The 18,802-nt window shown below is 69.8% G+C and carries 20 protein-coding genes and 1 pseudogene; 8 read left to right on the plus strand and 13 right to left on the minus strand.

Annotated features, from left to right (window positions below; genetic code table 11):
- Nucleotides 1-95 precede the first annotated feature (95 nt).
- Nucleotides 96-362, plus strand: a complete 267-nt coding sequence (locus tag OG852_RS48410; RefSeq protein WP_330351633.1) for an AMP-binding protein — start codon at nt 96-98, stop codon at nt 360-362.
- Nucleotides 353-670 (plus strand): hypothetical protein, encoded by a 318-nt coding sequence (locus OG852_RS48415; protein WP_330346797.1) that lies wholly within the window; start codon nt 353-355, stop codon nt 668-670. The genes OG852_RS48410 and OG852_RS48415 overlap by 10 nt, the downstream gene beginning before the upstream one ends.
- On the opposite strand, the gene OG852_RS48420 is transcribed toward OG852_RS48415, so the two are convergent.
- Both OG852_RS48420 and OG852_RS48425 read right to left on the minus strand, forming a co-directional pair.
- Nucleotides 649-1,716, minus strand: a complete 1,068-nt coding sequence (locus tag OG852_RS48420; protein ID WP_330346796.1) for an alkene reductase — start codon at nt 1,714-1,716, stop codon at nt 649-651. The two genes, OG852_RS48415 and OG852_RS48420, sit on opposite strands and share 22 nt — an antisense overlap.
- 195 nt (nt 1,717-1,911) lie before the next feature.
- On the minus strand, nt 1,912-2,751 hold the full coding sequence (locus OG852_RS48425) for an alpha/beta fold hydrolase (protein ID WP_330346795.1): 840 nt from the start codon (nt 2,749-2,751) through the stop codon (nt 1,912-1,914).
- A gap of 131 nt (nt 2,752-2,882) precedes the next feature.
- Between OG852_RS48425 and OG852_RS48430 the strand changes: the two genes are divergently transcribed.
- A complete protein-coding gene (locus tag OG852_RS48430; protein WP_330346794.1) occupies nt 2,883-3,491 on the plus strand; it encodes a TetR/AcrR family transcriptional regulator in 609 nt (202 codons plus the stop codon).
- 400 nt (nt 3,492-3,891) lie between these two features.
- Here OG852_RS48430 and OG852_RS48435 read toward each other — a convergent pair whose 3' ends face one another.
- Together OG852_RS48435 and OG852_RS48440 are read right to left on the minus strand one after the other, a co-directional pair.
- Complete coding sequence (locus OG852_RS48435) at nt 3,892-4,722, minus strand: enoyl-CoA hydratase/isomerase family protein (RefSeq protein ID WP_330346793.1); 831 nt, start codon at nt 4,720-4,722, stop codon at nt 3,892-3,894.
- Nucleotides 4,723-5,334: 612 nt separating this feature from the next.
- Nucleotides 5,335-6,033: an SDR family oxidoreductase gene (locus tag OG852_RS48440; protein WP_133916250.1), complete on the minus strand. Its 699-nt coding sequence runs from the start codon at nt 6,031-6,033 to the stop codon at nt 5,335-5,337.
- A gap of 330 nt (nt 6,034-6,363) precedes the next feature.
- Here OG852_RS48440 and OG852_RS48445 point away from each other — a divergent pair, with 330 nt between their 5' ends.
- Complete coding sequence (locus OG852_RS48445; protein ID WP_330351634.1) at nt 6,364-6,738, plus strand: hypothetical protein; 375 nt, start codon at nt 6,364-6,366, stop codon at nt 6,736-6,738.
- A 50-nt stretch (nt 6,739-6,788) separates the two neighbouring features.
- On the opposite strand, the pseudogene OG852_RS51160 reads toward OG852_RS48445, so the two are convergent.
- Nucleotides 6,789-7,083: pseudogene (locus OG852_RS51160) on the minus strand (IS982 family transposase); the annotation flags it as partial.
- Nucleotides 7,084-7,340: 257 nt separating this feature from the next.
- Between OG852_RS51160 and OG852_RS48450 the strand changes: the two are divergent.
- Nucleotides 7,341-8,582: a PP2C family protein-serine/threonine phosphatase gene (locus tag OG852_RS48450; protein ID WP_330346792.1), complete on the plus strand. Its 1,242-nt coding sequence runs from the start codon at nt 7,341-7,343 to the stop codon at nt 8,580-8,582.
- Nucleotides 8,583-9,182: 600 nt separating this feature from the next.
- On the opposite strand, the gene OG852_RS48455 is transcribed toward OG852_RS48450, so the two are convergent.
- The 7 genes from OG852_RS48455 to OG852_RS48485 form a co-directional block, all read right to left on the minus strand.
- Nucleotides 9,183-9,368, minus strand: coding sequence for a hypothetical protein (locus OG852_RS48455; RefSeq protein ID WP_330346791.1), 186 nt, complete (start codon nt 9,366-9,368; stop codon nt 9,183-9,185).
- 219 nt (nt 9,369-9,587) lie between these two features.
- Nucleotides 9,588-10,217: a hypothetical protein gene (locus OG852_RS48460; protein ID WP_330346790.1), complete on the minus strand. Its 630-nt coding sequence runs from the start codon at nt 10,215-10,217 to the stop codon at nt 9,588-9,590.
- A gap of 262 nt (nt 10,218-10,479) precedes the next feature.
- Nucleotides 10,480-11,373, minus strand: coding sequence for an IPT/TIG domain-containing protein (locus OG852_RS48465; protein ID WP_330346789.1), 894 nt, complete (start codon nt 11,371-11,373; stop codon nt 10,480-10,482).
- Between the two features lie 239 nt (nt 11,374-11,612).
- A complete protein-coding gene (locus OG852_RS48470; RefSeq protein WP_133916254.1) occupies nt 11,613-12,038 on the minus strand; it encodes a hypothetical protein in 426 nt (141 codons plus the stop codon).
- Between the two features lie 136 nt (nt 12,039-12,174).
- Nucleotides 12,175-13,470 (minus strand): NlpC/P60 family protein, encoded by a 1,296-nt coding sequence (locus tag OG852_RS48475; protein ID WP_330346788.1) that lies wholly within the window; start codon nt 13,468-13,470, stop codon nt 12,175-12,177.
- A gap of 500 nt (nt 13,471-13,970) precedes the next feature.
- A complete protein-coding gene (locus OG852_RS48480) occupies nt 13,971-14,357 on the minus strand; it encodes an Imm32 family immunity protein (RefSeq protein ID WP_330346787.1) in 387 nt (128 codons plus the stop codon).
- Nucleotides 14,358-14,736: 379 nt separating this feature from the next.
- Nucleotides 14,737-14,967 (minus strand): hypothetical protein, encoded by a 231-nt coding sequence (locus tag OG852_RS48485; protein ID WP_208117319.1) that lies wholly within the window; start codon nt 14,965-14,967, stop codon nt 14,737-14,739.
- Between the two features lie 417 nt (nt 14,968-15,384).
- On the opposite strand from OG852_RS48485, the gene OG852_RS48490 reads away from it, so the two are divergent.
- Together OG852_RS48490 and OG852_RS48495 are read left to right on the plus strand one after the other, a co-directional pair.
- Entirely contained in the window at nt 15,385-15,759 is a 375-nt protein-coding gene (locus OG852_RS48490) for a hypothetical protein (RefSeq protein ID WP_330346786.1), read from the plus strand.
- 497 nt (nt 15,760-16,256) lie between these two features.
- A complete protein-coding gene (locus OG852_RS48495; protein ID WP_330346785.1) occupies nt 16,257-16,709 on the plus strand; it encodes a DUF5707 domain-containing protein in 453 nt (150 codons plus the stop codon).
- 364 nt (nt 16,710-17,073) lie between these two features.
- Here OG852_RS48495 and OG852_RS48500 read toward each other — a convergent pair whose 3' ends face one another.
- Nucleotides 17,074-17,940 (minus strand): helix-turn-helix transcriptional regulator, encoded by an 867-nt coding sequence (locus OG852_RS48500; protein ID WP_133916259.1) that lies wholly within the window; start codon nt 17,938-17,940, stop codon nt 17,074-17,076.
- 184 nt (nt 17,941-18,124) lie between these two features.
- Between OG852_RS48500 and OG852_RS48505 the strand changes: the two genes are divergently transcribed.
- A complete protein-coding gene (locus tag OG852_RS48505) occupies nt 18,125-18,559 on the plus strand; it encodes a nuclear transport factor 2 family protein (RefSeq protein ID WP_330346784.1) in 435 nt (144 codons plus the stop codon).
- Nucleotides 18,560-18,802 lie beyond the last annotated feature (243 nt).

Raw genomic sequence — 18,802 nt, forward strand, 5'->3', positions numbered from 1 at the left:
ATATTACGGTCGGAAGGTGACTGTTGGCCGATCTGTCGCCCAGCAGACGGCAGGCCCGGCTCGACCGCCCCACCCGCAGAACCAGGAGAGCAATGATGCTCAGCCCGAGCCGCGACGTGTCACGACTGCTGACGGACACCGCGTCCCGACACCCCGAGCGCACCGCGATCGTCTTCGGTGAAGACCACATCAGGTACGCCGCCCTCGACGCCGCCGCCAAGCGTGTCGCGAACCTGCTCGTCTCGCGCGGGATCCAGCCGGGCGACAAGGATCGTCCTGTCCTGCCCCAACCTCCCGCACTTCTCCACCGTCTACTTCCTACTTCGGCATCCTCAAAGCCGGCGCCGCGGTCGTGCCGCTGAACGTGCTGCTGAGGGTTCGGAAGGTCACCTGTCACCTCGCCGACTCCGACGCGAAGGCGTACTTCGCGTTCGAGGGCACGCCGGAACTGCCGATCGGGCAGGCCGCGTGGGAGGGGTTCCGGGCGACCGAGGGCTGCACCGAGCTTCCTTATCGAGAGCGGTGCCGCCGCGCCGGCCGGGGGAGGGACGCCGGAGTCGTATCAGACGGTCGTAGCCGAGCAGCCCGTGACGTTCCGTACGCCGAAGCGCCCGAGGAAGACGGCTTCCTCGGGCACTGGCGCTCTGGTCAGGCGGTGTGGGTCGGGTAGTCGGTGTAGCCGGCCGCGCCGCCGCCGTAGAAGGTGGCGGGGTCGGGGGTGTTGAGGGGGGCGCCGGCTCGTACGCGCTCGACCAGGTCGGGGTTGGCGAGCGCCATCGAGCCCACGGTGATGACGTCGGCGATGCCGTTGTCGATGTCCTTGGCGCGGGTGGCGATGTCGGTGCCGGCGCGGTTGAGGATCAGCGTGTTCGGCCACAGCTCGCGCAGCGTGCCCAGGAGTTCCTCGTCGCCGCCGTGGGCGAGGTGCAGGTAGGCGAGGCCGAGGGGGGCGAGGGCGCGTACGAGGTGCGGGTAGAGCTCGTGGGGGTCGTCTTCCGTGAGGTCGCCGAGCTGGAAGGGGTTGCCGGGGGAGAGGCGGATGCCGGTGCGGTCGGCTCCGATCTCGTCGGCGACGGCGGTGGCGACCTCCACCGCGAAGCGGATGCGGTTGTCGAGGGAGCCGCCGTACTGGTCGGTGCGCTGGTTGGTGTTGGTGGCCAGGAACTGGTGCACCAGGTAGCCGTTGGCGCCGTGGATCTCGACGCCGTCGGCGCCGGCCGCGATGGCGGCCGCGGCGGCCCGCCGGAAGTCGTCGACCGTCACGGCGATCTCCTCGGTGGACAGTGCGCGGGGCTCCGGCATGTCCTGCATCCCGGAGCCGGTGAACGTCTGGCCCGCAGGCTTGATCGCGGAGGGGGCCACCGGCTGCCGGTGGTGGGGGGTGTTGTCCGGGTGGGAGATCCGCCCGACGTGCATCAGCTGGATGACGATGCGTCCGCCCGCCCCGTGCACGGCTTCGGTGACCTTGCGCCAGCCCGCGATGTGCTCGTCGGTGTAGATGCCCGGGGTGACCGGGTAGCCCTGGCCGTCGGCGGAGGGCTGGGTGCCCTCGGTGATGATGAGGGCGTGCGAGGCGCGCTGGGCGTAGTACTCGGCGTTGAGCTCGGTGGGCACGCCGTCGGGGGTGGCCCTGCTGCGGGTCAGGGGGGCCATCGCCAGACGGTGCGGCAGGGAGATCTTTCCGGCGACGGTCGGGGTCCACAGGCTGTCGAGCATGCGTGATTCCTCAGGTTGTTGGTGGCGGACATCCGGCAGACCTGCGTTCCGGGCGGTGAATCCGGTGAGGCATCCGCCATGAGCATGGGTAAATTACATTACGAACATAATGCTTTGCTGGGTGGCGGACGGGCGCGGGAACGGCCGGGACTGCCGTCGACCGGGGGCGTGCCGCTCGCCTTGCGCGCGCGGCTATTACTCGCCGAGGAACTGAAGGGCGTGCTTCAGGAACCGGTCGGGGTACTGGAAGTGCGCTCCGTGCCCGGCGTCGGGGTAGATCAGCAGCTGGGCGTTGGGGATGTTCTGGGCGAGGTGCCAGGAGTTGATCGAGGCGATCATCACGTCGTTCTCGCCGTTGAGGACCAGCGTCGGCTGGGTGATCGCGTTCAGGTAGGCGTAAGGGTTTTCGCCCGGCAGCGGTTCCGCGTAGGCCATGGACGCTTCGAACTGCGCCTGCCCGACCGCGGGCGAGCTCGGCGGGTCCTGGTCGGCCCGCTGGTGACGGCGCTCCCAGAAGGCCCGGCCCGCTTCGATGGCGGCCTCCGAGCGGCCGAAGAACAGGAAGAGGAAGTCCTCCAGGCCGGGGACCGGGTTCAGCGCCACCTCGGGCACCTTGGGGTCCATCGTCGGGTCCCCGCCGCGCAGGCCGGTGCCGAGCAGGAGGAGCTTGCGCACCAGCTGCGGGTGGCGCAGCGTGACCTCCTGCGCCTGGTAGCCGCCGAGGGAGAAGCCGAGCAGGTCGACCTGCTCCAGCCCCAGCGCCCGGATGACCGCGGCGATGTCGTCGGCCATGTCCTCGACCCGGTTGCGCGGCGTGCCGGACGACGAGGCGATACCGCGCCCGTTGAACAGGATGACCTCGCGGCCTTCGGCCAGGCCGTCGGTGAGCAGGGGGTCCCAGTTGTCCATTCCCCCGCGGAAGTGCTGGACGAGGAAGACCGGGACGCCGGAGGGCTTGCCCCAGCGCCGGTAGGCGAACCGGTCGCCGTCGACCTCGATGTACTGGGTCGGTGCGGTCGCGTGCGTGTCACTCATGGTCTGCGGCTTTCTGAAGGGGATGACCAATACGATGACGGTCGTAATATAAAAAGTCAAGCTCTTAGATGTCGATCGGCATCTATGTATGCTTGACCGTCGAGCGTCGACCGTGGAAGAGGCGGGCGCACATGCGAGTGACCAAGGCACAGGCGGAGCAGAACCGTGCGCACATCGTCGCGACAGCCGCCCGGCTGTTCCGCGAGCGCGGCTATGACGGTGTCGGCGTGGCGGAACTGATGGCGGCCGCCGGGTTCACCCATGGCGGGTTCTACAAGCACTTCCGTTCCAAGGCCGACCTGATGGCCGAAGCGTCCGCGAGCGGGCTCTCGCAGACGGCGGCACGGACGGAAGGCCTGGGCCTCACCGAGTTCGTCGAGAGCTACGTCTCCCGCGAGCATCGCGACGGGCGCGGCGACGGCTGCACCATCGCGGCCCTCAGCGGCGACGCCGCACGTCAGCCGGCGGACATCAGGACGGAGTTCGCGGCCGGGATCGAGAACCTGCTGACGGCCCTTCAGGCCCCGAGCGGCACGTCGGAGGATGCGGACCAGCGCGCGGCCCGCGCCATGGTGATCGACATGCTCGCCCATTCGGTCGGCGCGGTCATGCTGTCGCGGGCCTGCCCGGACGGTTCTCCGCTGGCGGACGAAATCCTCGAGGTCTGCCGCAAGGAAATCCTCGCCTCACTGGCACACGACAGCAGCGACCGGCCGGCGGCACGGAGCCCGGAAGCCTGACCGCAGCCGACCGGCCACCCGAGGGTCAGAGGCTGACGAGCCTGCGATTTTGAGCCGCTGGTGCGGCATGCAGTGCCTTCTCCAAGGGTGGTCTGCGCCGCTGCCGAGAGCTGTTCGTGCCGTCGACGAAGTCACGGCACCGGACGTGAGAACGGGAGACCAGCACGTGACGACCGGCGCGCGCATGCCGGGGCATTGTCGGTCGCGTTTTCCGTGTTCGGACCCCGGCGGGTGCGGCGGGGCCCTCCGGCTGGGAGAGCCGGCGGCCGGGCTGCCGTTGAGGCGTGCCCGGCCGCCGTGGGGACCCCTCGTGAGCCGGGGGGAACCCGCCCGGGGTGTCGCGGCGCCTACGGGCGCCCTGTGGGGGCGCTGCGGTCGGTCGTGGGTGCGGCCGGGGCGATCAGAGGGCTTCGCTGACCCGGCCGATGTACTCGCCCAGCTGGTACTCGACGTCGAGGCCCTTTTCGGCGGCCAGGGCGCCGAGTCCGACCGCGCGCGCGGCGAATCCCGGCTGCGTCAGGGTGCCCGCGAACTCGCCGAAGGAGGCGACCAGGTGGGCGTCCGGCGGCAGGGTGGCCCGGTTGACCTGGGACTTCGCGGTTGCCAGTGCCTGCCGGTCGAAGGAGGCGAGGCGGGCGACGGTCGCGTCGACGAAGGCGTCGAGTTCCGCGTCGGGCAGGGTCCGGGTGACCCATCCCCAGCGCTCGGCCAACTCGGCGTCGTAGTCGGCGCTGGTCAGGATCGCCTCCAGGGCGCGGTCGCGACCGAGGGAGCGCGGGAGCCGCTCGCCGCCGCCTCCGCCGGGGACGAGGCCGAGGCCGACCTCGGGCTGGCCGAAGAACGCCTTCTCGCGGCTGGCGTAGCGCAGGTCGCAGGCGAGGGCCAGCTCGTTGCCGGCGCCCCGGGTACGGCCCCGGATGGCCGCGATACTGACGAACGGAGCCTTGCTCAGCCGCAGGACCATGTCGGTCCACAACGGGTTGTCGTCCTCGTGCTCGGGCACGGGGAGGTCGGCGGCCGCGGCGGCGTCGAAGTGGTTGATGAAGAAGTCGGGAAGTTCGCTGGCGAAGACGACGACCTGGATGTCCGGGTCGTTCTCCAGCTCCGAGACGATCTTGTGCAGCGTCACGATCGACTCGGGAACCACCAGGTTCACGGGAGGATTCGAGAACGTGATCCTGGCCGTCCGGGGGGTCGTCCGCTCCAGGCGGATCGTGCTGGGCTGGCTCATGGCGTGGTTTCCGTTTCGTGTTTCGTAGGGGGCTTGGGCCTGCGTGGCCGTGATCGCGTTCGGCGACCACGGAGCTGTCGCGCCTGGTGGGGTGAGGGTGTCGTCGGCTTGTCACTCGCAGCCGCGTCGGCTGGGCCGGCCCCGCCTGCACCTGTGCGGCATGGTGTGGGCTCCGTTCGTTCGGGCCATGGCGAGCCGGCGCTCGGTCCCCACCATTTACCTTATGATCGTAATACAATAGGCCGGAAAACGCCCGCCGGGCAAGACCCGGCATGCGGGGCGAGCCACCGGCCGGCCGTATCGCATGGATGGCCGACCGGCGAACCGCAGCCGTCGAGACCGTCCGGCGGCGTTCGAGAGTGGGAAGGGCCAGGCGGTCAGGCGGGCGGGGGAGATCCTCGCTTCCGGGCGAGGCCGCCGCCGAGGTCTTTGCGGAGGGAGGGGAGGGCGGGGGTGACGATCAGGTCGCCGAGCGCGGTGATGACTCCGGCCATGCCGGTGATGACCGCGGCCCCGACGGCACTGCCTCCCGAACCGGTTGCTTGTGATGCTGTGTCAGGACGTTCCCTTGGCGGACGCGCCTGGCGGTTGGTCGGCGGGGGCGGGTGCTCCTCAGGGGAGCTGCGGGTAGAGCACCGAGACGCCCCCGGACAGGGCTGCCTGTGCCTGGCGGGCCGCGTTGTCGGCGAGGATCTCGTAGGCGCCGGCGGCGATGCCGTCCACGGCGATGCGCGCGATGTCGGCCGGGTCGGACTTGGCCGCGTCGACGGTACGGACCATGTCGGTGTCCATGTAGCCCACATGCAGACCGGCCACGCGGATGCCCTGGTCGGCCAGTTGCACGCGCAGGGTGTTGGTGAGCGACCACTCCGCGGACTTGGCGGCGCAGTAGGCGCCGAACTCCGGGAAGCTGACCCAGGACAGCCCGGACAGGACGTTCAGCATGGCCCCGCCGCCGTTGGCCGCGATCTGGGGCGCGAAGGCGCGGGCCACCGTCAGGGTGCCGAGGTAGTGGGTGTTCATCTCCAGGCGGATGTCGTCCAGGTCGGCGGTGAGCAGGTCGGCGCCGGTGGAGGAGCCCGCGTTGTTGACCAGGATGGTCACGTCGCCGGTGGCCTTGGCGGCGGCCGCGACGGAGGCGGGGTCGGTGATGTCGAGTGCGATCGGCTTGGCGCCGGGCAGGTCGACCTGGTCGGGGTTGCGGGCGCCGGCATACACGGTGGCGCCACGGCTGAGCAGTTCGGCGGCGAGGGCCCGGCCGAAGCCCCGGTTCGCTCCGGTGACAAGGGCGGTGCTGGCGGAGAGGTCCATGAAGGTTCCCGGTGAAGTGGAGAGGAGATGACCAGAGCGCTGATGGCGTGACCCGACGCGGTCCAAGTCGATTAAATTACGATCGTAATAGTAAGCAGGCTGAGTCAGTGATCGCAACCGATCCGTCTGGTGAACGACGCTGGCGCCGGGCCCCTTGCCGGAGCACTGTCAAGGAGCTGATCGATGCGGGCAAGGCCAGGTACTTCGGCCTGAGCGAGACCGGCCCGCAGACCGTCCGCGGGGCGCAGGCGGTGCGGCCGGTCTCCGTCCTTCAGGCCGGTACTCCTGTCCGAGCGGAACGTCGAGCAGCTCTTCCCGGTCCTCGACGAACTGGGCGCCGGCTTCGTCGCCTACTCGTCTCTCGGCCGCGGCTGCGTCACCGGCACCGCCACACCCGCCGGCGAACGCGACGGAGCCGACATGCGCAACGTCGACCCCCGCTGGCGGCCCGGCGACGTCGAGAAGAACGGCCAGGCCGTGGGCAAGCTCGGCGACCTGGCCGCGACCAAGGGCATCACCGTCTCCCAGCTGGCCCGCCAGCGCCGTCGACGCCCCTCTGACCAGGGGCGACCTCGCAACGATCGACGAGATCCTGCCGCACGGCGGCTTCGGCGCCCGCTACTCCGAGGACCACGCGCCCGTCTGGATCTGAATCCGCGCCGGGACCCGAGCCGCCCACAGGCATCGGCAGAACTCCTCTCGTAAGCCCTATCTGACCTGCTGTCACCTGTCCCCGCATCTCGGGGGAACCTCACCCGCTCCCCGACCTTCGGGTTGGCACCAGGTGCCGGGCATGCCTTCGGCGGTGGTGACCAGGTAGAGCCGGAACGCCCAGAAGGTGCGGGAGTGACTGCGGCGGTAGCCGTATCCGGCGTGACCGGCCAGGCCGGAGCGCTTGACCGTCTCGCGGGAGGCGGCTCAGGGCAGCGGCGTGGAGTCGATCAGCCGGAGGCTGTCATGCCAGGTCGGCACCTGCCGGGCCGGCGTCTCTGTCACCGGACTGATCATCCGCCCGGCGGCGTTGAGACGCTTGTTGTAGGCGGGCTGCTGCAGGTAGCGGAAGAGGTCCCCAGCCGGGCATGGGCAAAGCGAATCCGTGCGCGCCCTGGAGGAGGGGGACTGCCAGGTCCGGCGCGCGGTGGGTGCAGCCGGTCGACGGTGGGGTGGACATGCCGCAGTCGGCGTAATGGCCCCGTACGGCCGCTGTGCGGCGGCACTCTGTACGCACTGTGTTCGAGAGGGACACCGTGCCCGTCGCCGGATACGCGGGAGTGGCAGCTCAGGGACGCTGGGGGGAGGGTGGGGTCATGGCGGAAGGCGGCCGGAAGCCTCGTCGGAGCGTGCCCGACCGGTCGGAAGGATTCGGTGAGCGGCTGCTGGGCCTGTTGCTGGACCGGGCTCACGAGATGCCGCCGCAGCTGATCGCTCCACTGGTCGCGCAGGAGGTGGCCAAGATCGGCGGCCGTGAGGTGTCGATCCTGCTGCAGGACTACGGGCAGGAACTGCTGGCGCCGCTGCCGGGCAGGGGACTGCTGGTCGGCGGGCCTGAGCCGATCGGCGACTCTCCCGCGGGCCGGGCGTTCCTCAACGCGACCGCTGTCGAGGTCCGGCAGGCGGGCGGCGTCCGGATGTATCTGCCTCTGCTGGACGGCAGCGACCAGGTGGGGGTAATGGCCGTCACCCTGGACACCGTCGACGACGACGACCGGCGCCTGCTGGGCAGGCTCGCCGGGCTGGTCGCCGACATCATCGTCACCAAGCACAGCTACACCGACCAGTTCTTCCAGGCCAGACGCCGCGAACCCATGAGCGTCGCGGCGGAGATGCAGTGGTCCCTGCTGCCGCCGCTGGCGATGTCGGTTCCGCAGGTCGCGGTCGCCGGGATCCTGGAACCCGCCTACAACATCGCCGGTGACAGCTTCGACTACGCCCTCAACGACACGATCCTGCACGCCGCCGTGTTCGACGCGATGGGCCACGGCCTGGAGGCCGCCACGATGGCGACCGTCGCCGTCGGCGCCTACCGCCACGCCCGGCGCGCCTTGGTCGACCTGTCCGAGAAGTACATCTTCATGGACCAGGCCATCTCCCAGATGTTCGGGCCCGAACGCTTCGTCACGGCTCAGATGATGCATCTGGACATCGTGGAGGGCAGTCTGCTGTGGGTGAACGCGGGCCACCCGGCTCCGCTGCTGATCCGCGACCGTCAGGTCGTGGAGCGGCTGGAGAGCGCGACCACCCTGCCGGTCGGCTTCGGCGGACAACGACCCAAGATCAGCGGGCGACAGCTCCGGCGCGGTGATCGCGTGCTGTTCTACACCGACGGCGTCATCGAGGAGCGCAACCTCGCCGGAGAGACCTTCGGCGAGGACCGTCTCATCAACTGCATCAACAGCATGCAGCCGGTAGAAGAGGGACTGCGCGGAGAGCTTCGCCGGCTCTCCCACACCCTCAAGGGAGAACGAGGCGGGCACACCAGCGACGACGCGACGCTCTTCCTGGTCGAGTGGCGCGGAGGTACTGCCGACTACCTGACCGTCCTGGCCTGAGCTTGTCCAAACACCCGAGCGCGGACTCGAAGCAGCGATGCGCAAGACCGCCGGACCCAGGTCTTCGGCATGGCTGTGAGCTTGTCGCCGTCTGATGGCTCAACCCACCCCAGCCGCGTCACTAACCTGCCCGAACGGCACACCTAGCCACTTGCCCCTGAAGAAGTCTCGTGCTGCCTCTGGGCAGAGCTGGGTTGCGTCCTGACAAGTGGTGTACGGGTTCGACCTGATCCGTCGGGTGCCGCAAAAGCTGCGTGCGGCCGCCCCCGGCACGGCGTTGGCTGCGCCCCGGTGCCAAGGTCGTGGTGGTGCTGACCGCAGACGGAGAGGCGGCCGTCCTCGGCCGCACAGCCGACGGCTGCGGTCGCACGACGGGTGTCCCCTGGGACCCGGCGGTAGTAACGAGCAGCAGCGCCGTGGCCGTACGCCGTTCTCCGTACGGCGGGAGGGGGCCAGGGCCCGGGGCAGGAGCGGCAGGCCGGGCCGGTGGTTGTCGCGGTTCCACGAGAGCCGGTCCGTCGGTGGTGGTCGAAGGGCGGTCCGTGAACGGAGAGGTATCAGACCGAACTGCTCGTCGTGCACCACCGGGTGCTCGGCCGGCTAGAAGCCGTGGGTATGTCCGGCACTGGTGAAGTCCGACCGCCCCGGAAGGGCGACGAGGAACTCGTCGCCCTTGAAATCCTCGGAAAGCAGTACGGGCACCTGGCGTGCCGTCAAAGCCCTGCAGCCCAGCCGTTGTAGTTCAACCACGACGGGGTACCCCTGGCGGCTGATCGGAACGGCCACGTCCCCTCCTTTGGCCGCATGACTGATGACATGAGTGCACCAGCATGGTGGATCTTCGTGGAGGCGGGAGTCACTCCGCACACGTACGCCGCTGCCGGCGCACGCAAGAACGTGGCTCCGGCAAGGTGTCGCAGGCGGAGATCATCTCCCCGGGGTCGATCCGGCCCTCGTGACCGCTCAGCAGCAGCGCATGATGCAGTCAGCCCCGAGCGCTCGGCGTCAGGCGGACTGCCGCGGTGTCTGCTCGCCGGCTGCGGGCACGGGCGCGTCGGGGGCGGAGTAGAAGACGGCAGTGCCCTGCTTGGTGCGCTGGGCCTGGCTCTTGGCCACGAGGCCTTCCAGCGTCGTGCGCACCACGGTGGTCTTCACCGCGCGCTCGGGATGCAGCTGTCCCAGCGCGGTGGTGATCTCGGCAGCCGAGCGGGGCTCTGCCTGCCCGGCCAGGTGTTCCCGTACGAGGTCCACCAGCTTGGGCAGAGCAGGCGGCTGGGCATCCGCCGCAGCCGCGGTGGCGGCGGTCTTCTTGCTGGTGCGCTTCTTCGCCGGGGCGGGCTTCTTATCCTTTGCCTGCTTGGCCGCACCGGATGCTGCCGTGGCCTTCTTGCGGGGAGCGGGTACCGCCGTGACGGGCTCGGCGGCAGGCGCATCGGGCGCCGCCGGGACACCGAGAGCCTGCTGGAGGCTCACCAGGACGGTGTGATCGTGCCGCACGGCGGCCAGCTGCTCCTGCAGCGCTTCGATCTCACCGCTGAGGCGTTCCTGCTCCTTCAGGTTGCGTTCCAGATCGCCTGCGACCTGGGCGCTGTAGTGGGAGGTCAACCCGGCTGTCGGGGTGGCGGTTTCGGACATGATGCTCACAGCCTTCCTGTGTGCCGCGGCCGATGAGCGGCGAGCCCATGGCGTACACGACGTCGATGGTTCGTGCTCTCCCGCCTGCTGTCGTGGTGGCAGCGGCAGTTACTGGCGCACATGTTTGTTGTAGCGATGGTACGGAAGACGGCCGCGTTGTTCTCTGTCATGCGGCTGAGAGCTGATGTGTGAGGCCCGGCAGGGTCGCGGATCAGGGCGCAGGCCTGTGTGCGGGACGCAGACGAGTGCGTCCGGTTGGGGGTCAGAGGGCAGGTTCGAAGACGTAGGTGAAGGATCCGGTGGCGGTGCCGCCGGGGGTGGTGACGGTGATGTCGACGGTGCCTTCCTGTCCGCTGGGCGGGGAGGTGGCGATGAGCGTGGTGTCGGAGACGGCGGTGAAGGTGGCGGGGACGCCGTTGAAGGTGACCTGGTCGGTGGCGGCCAGCCCGGTGCCGGTGATGCTGACGTCGGTACCGCCGGTGGTGGGGCCCGTGCCGGGGCTGACGCCGGTGACGGCGGGTGTGCCGAGGTAGGTGTAGAGCGGGCCCTCGGCGCGCCCGCCGGGGGTGAACACGGTGATGGTGACGCCGCCCGCGACAGGAGCCCCGACACCGGCCGGTGTCCTGACGGCCAGATGCGTGTCGGAGACCTTCTGGATGACGGCCCGGCGGGGCCCGAAGTACACGTCGGTGGCTCCGGCCAGGTCGCGGCCGGTGATGGTGATCTCCTGGTCGCTGCCGGCGAGGGGGCCCGCGGCGGGGCTGATGCCGGTGAGGGCGGGAAGGGGCCGGTAGTAGAAGGTTCCGAGGATTCCGGTGCCGCCCGCGGTGGTGACCGTCACCGGGACGGCGCCGCTTCCGGCAGGGGCGGTGACGGTCAGCGAGGTGTCCGTGTTGGCGGTGATGGCGGCCGGGGCAGTGCCGAAACGCACGGAGCTCGCGCCGGCCAGGTGGCGGCCGGTGATCGTCACCCGGGTGCCGCCGGCCGTGGATCCCTGGTCGGGGATCACGGTCGTCGCCATGACGCTCACGCTGCCCGACGCGTTGTCGGTCACGTAGGCGTGTGTCCCGCCGGGGGTGATCGCGATGCAGGTGGGACCGTCTCCGACGTCGATGTTCTCCACGACCGTGTGGGTGGCGGCGTCGATCACGCTCACCGTGTCCGGCTCGCCACGTCTGTAATCGTTCTGTTCAGATTTTCTGACAGTCTGCCCGCGCCGCGCCTCGGGGTCACGTCGCCCTGCCCCGACCGCGTGCGCCGACGAATACGGCCGGCCCGGCTGCCGGCGACCAGGCTGCCGACGCCATCGCCTGGCAGGAACGGCCGCAGCCGTTCCCACTCCGCATCCGTCAAGTCACCCCGCCCCCATCGGGGGTGCGGTCGGCCGGCGTGTTGTCAGCAGTGCCGCAGCCCGTACCTGCTGGGGTCGGCGTCGAACCAGCTGGGAGTGAACACCCAGTCCGCCGGCACGTATCCCTCGCTGCCCTCGCTGATCCAGTCGGGCACCGTGCGGTACCAGGTCGTGTTCCCGCCGCCGTGCAGCCCGCCCGTCGACCAGCAGGTGAAGTAGCTGAACGTCGACTTCAGCAGGCCGTTGAAGGGGCTCTCGTGGAACGGCTCCAGCCGGGTCGGTGCGTCCCCGCGGTTCCCGCACCACAGCCGCCCGTCGTGGGCCCGGACGCCGCACTCGGGCGCCGCCGCAGCCGCTGCCGCTGCCGGAGCCGCCGGAGCCGCCTGCGCGGAGGGTGCGGCCAGAGTTCCGGCCAGCACGGTGGCCAGCGCGGTGGAAAGCATGGCCGCCTTGAGGTGTTTCCCGAACATGGTTCTCCTTCGTTGTCGTTGCATGGAGAGGGCGTGATCGACAGTGGTCGGGCACGCCGTCGGACAGGCCGCCGGACCGGCCGGCGACGGTTGTCGACGCGGTGGCCGGCCGGGCGGCCTCGCGTGGCGGAACGGTTCAGAACCAGCCCGTGCAGACGATGGAGCCGCCCTTGCCGTTGGTGCCGCAGGCACGCATCACCAGGCCGTTGTCGTTCCACTGCGGGGTGTACGCGTCACCGCCCGAGGTGACGGTCGTGTAGCCGAGCATCGGCTCCCAGGTGTCCCCGCCGTCGTTGCTGCGATCGACCCAGATCTCGTCACCGATCGTGCCGCCGGTGATACGGCCCCAGGCACAGGCGGTCGTGCTGTTGTAGCGCAGCTCGACGGTACGGCCGAACACGGTCGCGGACCTGGCCGTCCACGCACCGGCGGATTCGGGTGGGGTGCCGTCCCCGCAGGAGGTGTTGGAGGACGCGCCCTCCAGCGTGCCGCCGATTCTCGCGTAGTCCCCGCACGACGGCACACCAGGTGTGATCGCCGGGCCCTGGAGGAAGAGATTGCTGATCCAGCTGCGGTAGTCCGGCAGATACGTCCAGACGTTGTTGACCATGCCGTCCACGGTGACGCGTTCCCCCACGCGCTGGCACAGCGCCCGCACGGCGACCGAAATGCCGTTGCTGACCGACCAGTTGATGCCGCTGCCGGTGGTGGAGTCGTTGCGCAGGTTCGGCTGGCCCCAGGTCTTCACCTGCTTGCCGAGACCGTCGTACTCCCACACCGGGAAGACGCCCGGGACCTCGGGCCGCAGCGAACCCTGGTAGCCGGCCCACGGGATGTCCGAGACGCGGATGACCTCGCCCGACTGGGGCGATTCGAGTCTCTTGCCGTTACCCAGGTAGAGGGCGACGTGGCTGAGTCCCTCGCCGAAGTACATGATGTCGCCCGGCAGCAGCGGAGCCTCGCCCTGCGCCTTGGTGAACCTGGTGTGCGCGTAGCCCGGGTTCTGCCAGGTGGACTGCGTGGTGCGCTCGCTGATGATGTCCTGGCGGGTGGCCTTGTACCAGGCCCAGCGCACGAGGCCGATGCAGTCGAAGCTCCAGTACGTCGGATCGTTGATGGACCTCGGGTCCGTGTCCAGCATGCCCTGGCTGGGTCCGGGCAGTCCTCCGGCGTGGCCGCCGCCCCAGGCGTACATCCAGCCGACGTAGCGGCAGGCGACGTTGACGGCGTCCTGGGCGGCCGTGCTCGCTCCCGCCTTCAGCGGCGCACAGGTGTCGGCGGCCGGTGCGGCCGGTGCGGCGGTGGCCGGTGCCGCCGTCGGCAGAGCCAGACAGGCGACGGCCACGGCGGCGGCGAGCAGCAGCCGCAGCGGCCGGAAGCGGCCGTGCGGTGTTCTGCCGCGGTCATGGACGCGTGGGTTGGCTCTTCTCATGTCGTTCCCCCGTTGTCTCCGGCCATGGTCGGTCGTCGCACAGCCGGCCGGCCGTGTGCCGTCGGCGTGGGTGAAGCACCCACGGCGGTCGGCCCGGCGCCGTGAGAGCTGCCCACAGCAGCCTGCTGGCGGCGCGAGCCTCCTGTCGACGCACCGACGTTGCCCGGCCGAACGGGCAACGGGAAACCCCCGGGAAACCCGGCGAGCAGTGCGGTTGGCCGGCGCCCGTCCGTCGCGGGCGCGCATCCCTGCACCCCGCCGTCCCACCCGGCACGGGACGTCCCCCCGGAGCGCGCCGCGCCCGCCGGGGCCCGTCCCGACCGGGGCCGGCAGATGCGCCCCGGCCTACCTGGCGTCCTGCCGACCCACCATCTCGGTGGGCTCATCGAGTCCGTCAAGGGCCGCCTGAAAGGGCGCACAGCAACAGCACCGGCGCACCGCTCACCCGCTCGCCGGCCGCCCGCGATCCCTGATGATCGCCGCCGCGGCCCACCCGCCGGTCATCGGGCCGGCATCCCTCCGTGGGGACTGTTGACCACGATCGGCAGGGACCCTTCAACGAGGTAGGGGTGCTCGGGAAAGTAGTCGATGTGGAGGTGACCACCGTCCTCGGCGGTGGCCATGCCCTCAAGGTTGGCTGCGAGAATCGCTCTCGCGCCGGGATCGCCGCTGATCACCAGAACCTGCCGCGAGGCGTCCAGTTCGACCCGAACCCCGGGGCCGGAAGACTTCCTGACTTCGACCCCCGCCAAGGTGCCACCGTCCAGTGGCGGCGAGGAGCCGACGAACCCGTCACCCTCGGCCACCGCCCTCGCCAGGGCGGCCAGTTCCTCCGCCGAAGCGGTGAGATCCACTTCGCCGAACACGGGATCGGAAACCAGTCGCACGGGCGGCACTCCTTCACAGGCGGACCCTCATGATGCCGTCACACGTCGTCGGCCCCGCGCCCACCCCGGGCGAGCCGACCGAATACGACCAGGCACATCGGATCCCCTGGGCGGCGCGGAGCCGACCTGGCCGCCGGGTCCCGCACCCGCGTGGACTCCGGCGGGCGGGGCACGGTGTTCGTGGACACCGACGCGACCCGGCCCGCGCCGCGGGCATGGACGGCCCGTGCCTGGAAAGTCCTGCGGGACTGCCGTCTCAAGAGGGACGGCGTTCACCAGGCCATGCGACGTCGTCCTGGATCACCCACGCCACCGTTGCAGGTCAGAAGCACTCTCCGTCGATGTGATGGCCTGGAGTATCAGGCTGGGTGGCTGAGGCTCAGCTGGCGCTGCCGACCAGCTTCCAGGGCTCGTGGTCGGCGTCGGCCCCGGTGCCCGGGGCACTGCCCTTCGTCTCCCACTTGGCCTTCCAGACCTTGCCGTTGCACTTGACCATGGTCTGCTCGATCGGCTGGCTGGCCGGGAGGATCCGGCAGTAGTCCAGCGTCGTGCTGACCCGGTGGAACGTCGAACCGGCCGTCACCTGCCACTGGCCGCCCTGGGCCCGCACCGCCCAGCGCTTCCCCCACAGCCTGGAACACCCGGGCCCGCGCACCCCCGCGCCCGGGATACGAGAGCGGTCCCGGGCACAGCGTCCGCCCCCGGAATCCGCAGTCACGGCGCCCGAATAGGACCACCGGGGCCCGCCCGGCCACCCTGCGGGTAAAGAGCCTTGACGAGGCAGAGAAAATGCGTACCCTTTTGTTCTGCAGGGGCCCGGCAGACCTACCGCCCCTCCGTTGAACCCATGAGATGGCGAACCGCCCGACGGCTCGCCATCTTGTCATTCCAGCAGCGATGAAGTAAGCTGTTTACAGCAACAGACAAGAAATCGAGGCGCGTCCGCGCCCTAGTCCTGGCATACCCCTGCCCGGGCGAGCAGAAGGCTCGTTCCCGGGATTTTTTATACCCAAAATGAGGAGCTGAATTGGATATTTTCGGCATGGTCAAGTGTGAGAGCGCGACGATGGCGGACAGCAGTGAACCCACCCCCGAAAGGGCATCTGACCTGCACTTCTATCGTGAAAAGGAGGAGGTGTCCTCCCGGCTCGATAGCGACGTTCCCGTCTCGTCCCAGAGTGTGGGGGAGCGGGAGGAGCGTTTGGCGCGTCTTCAGGACAGAGCGGCGTGGGTGACTCTCGCGGCAGCGTCAATTCCGCTTTTCCTGGCGCTCCTCGGTCCTTCTCAGGCCACTGAAGAAAAGGTACAGGTCGACGTAACCGTTGTCGTCGTCGAGAACCATGTCGCAGTGAATCCTGAATATGCGGTGAAGGCTCAAATTGAGGAGGAGATGGCGAAGTAACCGAGACGGTCTTTTCTGTAATGTCGCCGGGCGCCGCTCGGCGTTTTTTGTTTGCCTTTTCCCGGGAGAGGCTCCGCAGGCCCCGGGTGCCCGTCCCCGGCCGCGCCTGCGGGGCAGACGGTCCGCGCGGCAGGGCGCCTGCCAGTCCCCCCGAAAGGGAGAGGGCGCTGCCGGCGTCGCGGCGGCCTGGCGCGGCCCCGGCCGCGGACCCGTGCGACCCTCACGCCCGGGCCCCACTGGGATTGCGCCACAAGGCTCTTGACGCCCCGCACGCAGCCCCCGGCTGCCGGGCGCATGTCTGTCTGCCCGTCGGCTGGCCGGTGCGTGACCGTGCGCGGCCTGGTGGCGCCCTCAACACCGTTGCGGCAACAGCTAATCACTCAGATCGAGTTGAGTATCTGCACTCATCTCAGGCACCCCCTTGCACGGCGACTATGGATGCAGCGGAGCAGCCAGGAGCGCTGCCCGGTCCAGCCGACAAAATTTGGAGACTCTCAATGTCGCGACGTATGGCTCTGTCCGCTGCCGCCGGTGCCGTAGTCCTCGCCGGCGCCGGCGCCTTCGCTCTCGCCCACGCCGACGAACAGCCTCCGGCACTGGCCGACAGCACCGCCCGCTACACCGCTCCCGACAAGGACCGCGACGGCACGCTCACCTTCGTCACCGACGTCACCGCGTCCTCGGGCGTCAAGGACGTGAAGGTCCTGGCGTGGCCCGAGAACTCATCCCTCGCCAAGCAGAAGCTGACCACCAAGGACATGGCTGCCGCGGAATCCGCCACCTGCAAGCCCGCCGGCCACGACTCCGCACGCTGCACCTACACACTCACCCTCACCAGCAGCGACGCCGACTCATCCCCCGGCGGCCTCTGGCACATCGCCGTCCTGGCCACCGCCGAGGACGGCTCCACCACCCTGGACAGGGAGGCGGCCGACTTCACGGTCGAATAGCCCGAGAGTTCGTCGGGTTGTGCCTCGGCCGCAGAGGGCCGGGTGCCGTCAGGGCGGCCGGCGCTGCCGGGTGATCGTGGCGGCGATGACGTCGGCGGGTGTGGTGGCCGGGGCGGCTGAGGAGACGGCGCACATCTCCGGTGTGGCCGAGATGCTGTGTCAGGTCCTGAAGACAAGCTGAGCGTGCCTTCGGTGCAGGTCAGTGCGACTTGGAACGGGTGCCGCCATGTCAAGCCGTGACCGGAGGCGATCGCCGCACTCACTGGCCTGCTCGCGCCGGGTGACAGTCTCTCTGAGCGTCGGAAAAGGGGCCAGCACGGCCTCGTCAGGCCTGCCGGGGCGGCGGGTTGCCCGCGGATGGCGATTACGCGTCCTGCACCTGCCCGGCCGTGGCGGACCAACTGGCGAGTAGCTTCAGGCCGTCCTCCGCGGCGGTTTCGGGGGGCGCGCTGTAGACGACAACACTCAGGCCGCTTTCGTCCGGCAGGCTCATGGTCTCCTGATCGAGTTCCAGTTCGCCGACGAGAGGATGATTGAGGCGTTTGGTGCTCTCCCGGAAGACATGCACGTCGTGCGAGCCCCACATCACGCGGAAGGCGTCGCTGCGGGTGGACAGTTCACCGATCAGGTTCGACAGCTCCCGGTCGTAGGGGTTTTTCCCCGCCTCGATGCGCAGCGCGCCCACGGCGAAGCGAGCCATGCGCTCCCAGTCGGTGTAGAACCGCCTGGCCGCGGAGTTGAAGAACGCGAACCGGGCGACGTTCGCCCCGCATGTCGGGTCGGCATACATCTCCGAGTACAGGGCCCGGCCCAACGAGTTGGCGGCCAGCGCATCGAGGCGGTTGTTCATCACGTACGCCGGCAGCTCCGGCATGCCATCGACGATCCGCGCCACACTCGGCCGCACCGTCGATCGGCTTTCTGGCCGCGGTACCCGCGTTCGCGGCGCCGGTCCGGCAGCGCGGGCGAGGTCGTACAGGTACATGCGCTCGGTGGCGTCCAGCCGCAAGGCGCGGGCGAGGGCGTCGAGCACACTGTCGGAGACCCCCTGGAGGCTGCCGCGCTCCAGGCGCGTGTAGTACTCGACGCTCACGCCGGCGAGTGCGGCGACCTCCCCCCTGCGCAGCCCGGACACCCGGCGCCGACCGTACGTCGGCAGACCGGCCTGCTCCGGGGTGATCTTGTCGCGTCGGGAGCGGAGGAATGCGCTGACTGCGTCCCGGTTGTCCATGAGACCAGGGTAGGCAGGCTGCGCGACAGATGAGGGGCCCTGCCAGTACCCCTCACAGCAAGAACTCCCCCGTCACGCCCGTCTCGCGTTGCATGGTCCGTGCCCCGATCCCCCGGGGCCCGACCGGCGCGAGGACGCACGCGCCCCGGTCGGCAGCACCTGAACACTGATGAGGACCCACCAGATGAGCAACCAGATCGAGACGGTGACGGAGAGCCCCGCGGATGTCGTGCGAGGGCTGTATGACGCGTTGACCAAAGGCGACGTGCCGGGTGTCCTGGCCAAGCTCGCCCCCGAGGTGATCGTCGATGAGCCGGACCAGCTCCCCTACGGCGGCGTGCACCAGGGCCGCGAGGTGTTCGTGCAGTCGATCCTCGGCACGATGATGGCCCACGCCAACGTCGCCATTACCGACGCCGAGGTGTTCGAGGGCCCGGCGGGCGTCATCGGAACGCTCACCGGAACGCTCACAGCCCACACCACCGGCGAGAAGTTCCCGCTGACCATGGTCGAGATCCACCAGGTCGAGGACGGCATGGTCCGCAAGATCGACGTCTACACCAAGAACCCCCACGAACTCGCCGCGTTCTACACACGCGCCGAAGCGGGCACCCGCTGACCACGACACTCGTCGGGCCTTCCAGCGGTGCACGCGGAGACCCGCTGCGCTGAGGCCATCGGGTGGTCGGCAGCCATCCGCACCCGTCGTACGGGGTGCAGGCATGCGCAGGGACGGAGTGCCCCGGCTACGGCTGGTCGTGACCACCGACGACGACTCGGGGCCGCGCTTGGATCGCGGGTGCGATGGCCCGCTGATGCCTCCGGCGAAGGCCACGGCGGTCTTCTGTCCGTCCGCTTGCCG

Source organism: Streptomyces sp. NBC_00582, assembly GCF_036345155.1.
In the GTDB taxonomy this organism is placed as follows: domain Bacteria; phylum Actinomycetota; class Actinomycetes; order Streptomycetales; family Streptomycetaceae; genus Streptomyces.

Coding starts and splice junctions, on each gene's coding strand:
- OG852_RS48410 (WP_330351633.1), top strand. CDS start 96: ATGCTCAGCCCGAGCCGCGACGTGTCACGACTGCTGACGGACACCGCG.
- OG852_RS48420 (WP_330346796.1), bottom strand. CDS start 1,716: ATGCTCGACAGCCTGTGGACCCCGACCGTCGCCGGAAAGATCTCCCTG.
- OG852_RS48425 (WP_330346795.1), bottom strand. CDS start 2,751: ATGAGTGACACGCACGCGACCGCACCGACCCAGTACATCGAGGTCGAC.
- OG852_RS48430 (WP_330346794.1), top strand. CDS start 2,883: ATGCGAGTGACCAAGGCACAGGCGGAGCAGAACCGTGCGCACATCGTC.
- OG852_RS48435 (WP_330346793.1), bottom strand. CDS start 4,722: ATGAGCCAGCCCAGCACGATCCGCCTGGAGCGGACGACCCCCCGGACG.
- OG852_RS48440 (WP_133916250.1), bottom strand. CDS start 6,033: ATGGACCTCTCCGCCAGCACCGCCCTTGTCACCGGAGCGAACCGGGGC.
- OG852_RS48450 (WP_330346792.1), top strand. CDS start 7,341: ATGGCGGAAGGCGGCCGGAAGCCTCGTCGGAGCGTGCCCGACCGGTCG.
- OG852_RS48460 (WP_330346790.1), bottom strand. CDS start 10,217: ATGTCCGAAACCGCCACCCCGACAGCCGGGTTGACCTCCCACTACAGC.
- OG852_RS48470 (WP_133916254.1), bottom strand. CDS start 12,038: ATGTTCGGGAAACACCTCAAGGCGGCCATGCTTTCCACCGCGCTGGCC.
- OG852_RS48475 (WP_330346788.1), bottom strand. CDS start 13,470: ATGAGAAGAGCCAACCCACGCGTCCATGACCGCGGCAGAACACCGCAC.
- OG852_RS48495 (WP_330346785.1), top strand. CDS start 16,257: ATGTCGCGACGTATGGCTCTGTCCGCTGCCGCCGGTGCCGTAGTCCTC.
- OG852_RS48500 (WP_133916259.1), bottom strand. CDS start 17,940: ATGGACAACCGGGACGCAGTCAGCGCATTCCTCCGCTCCCGACGCGAC.
- OG852_RS48505 (WP_330346784.1), top strand. CDS start 18,125: ATGAGCAACCAGATCGAGACGGTGACGGAGAGCCCCGCGGATGTCGTG.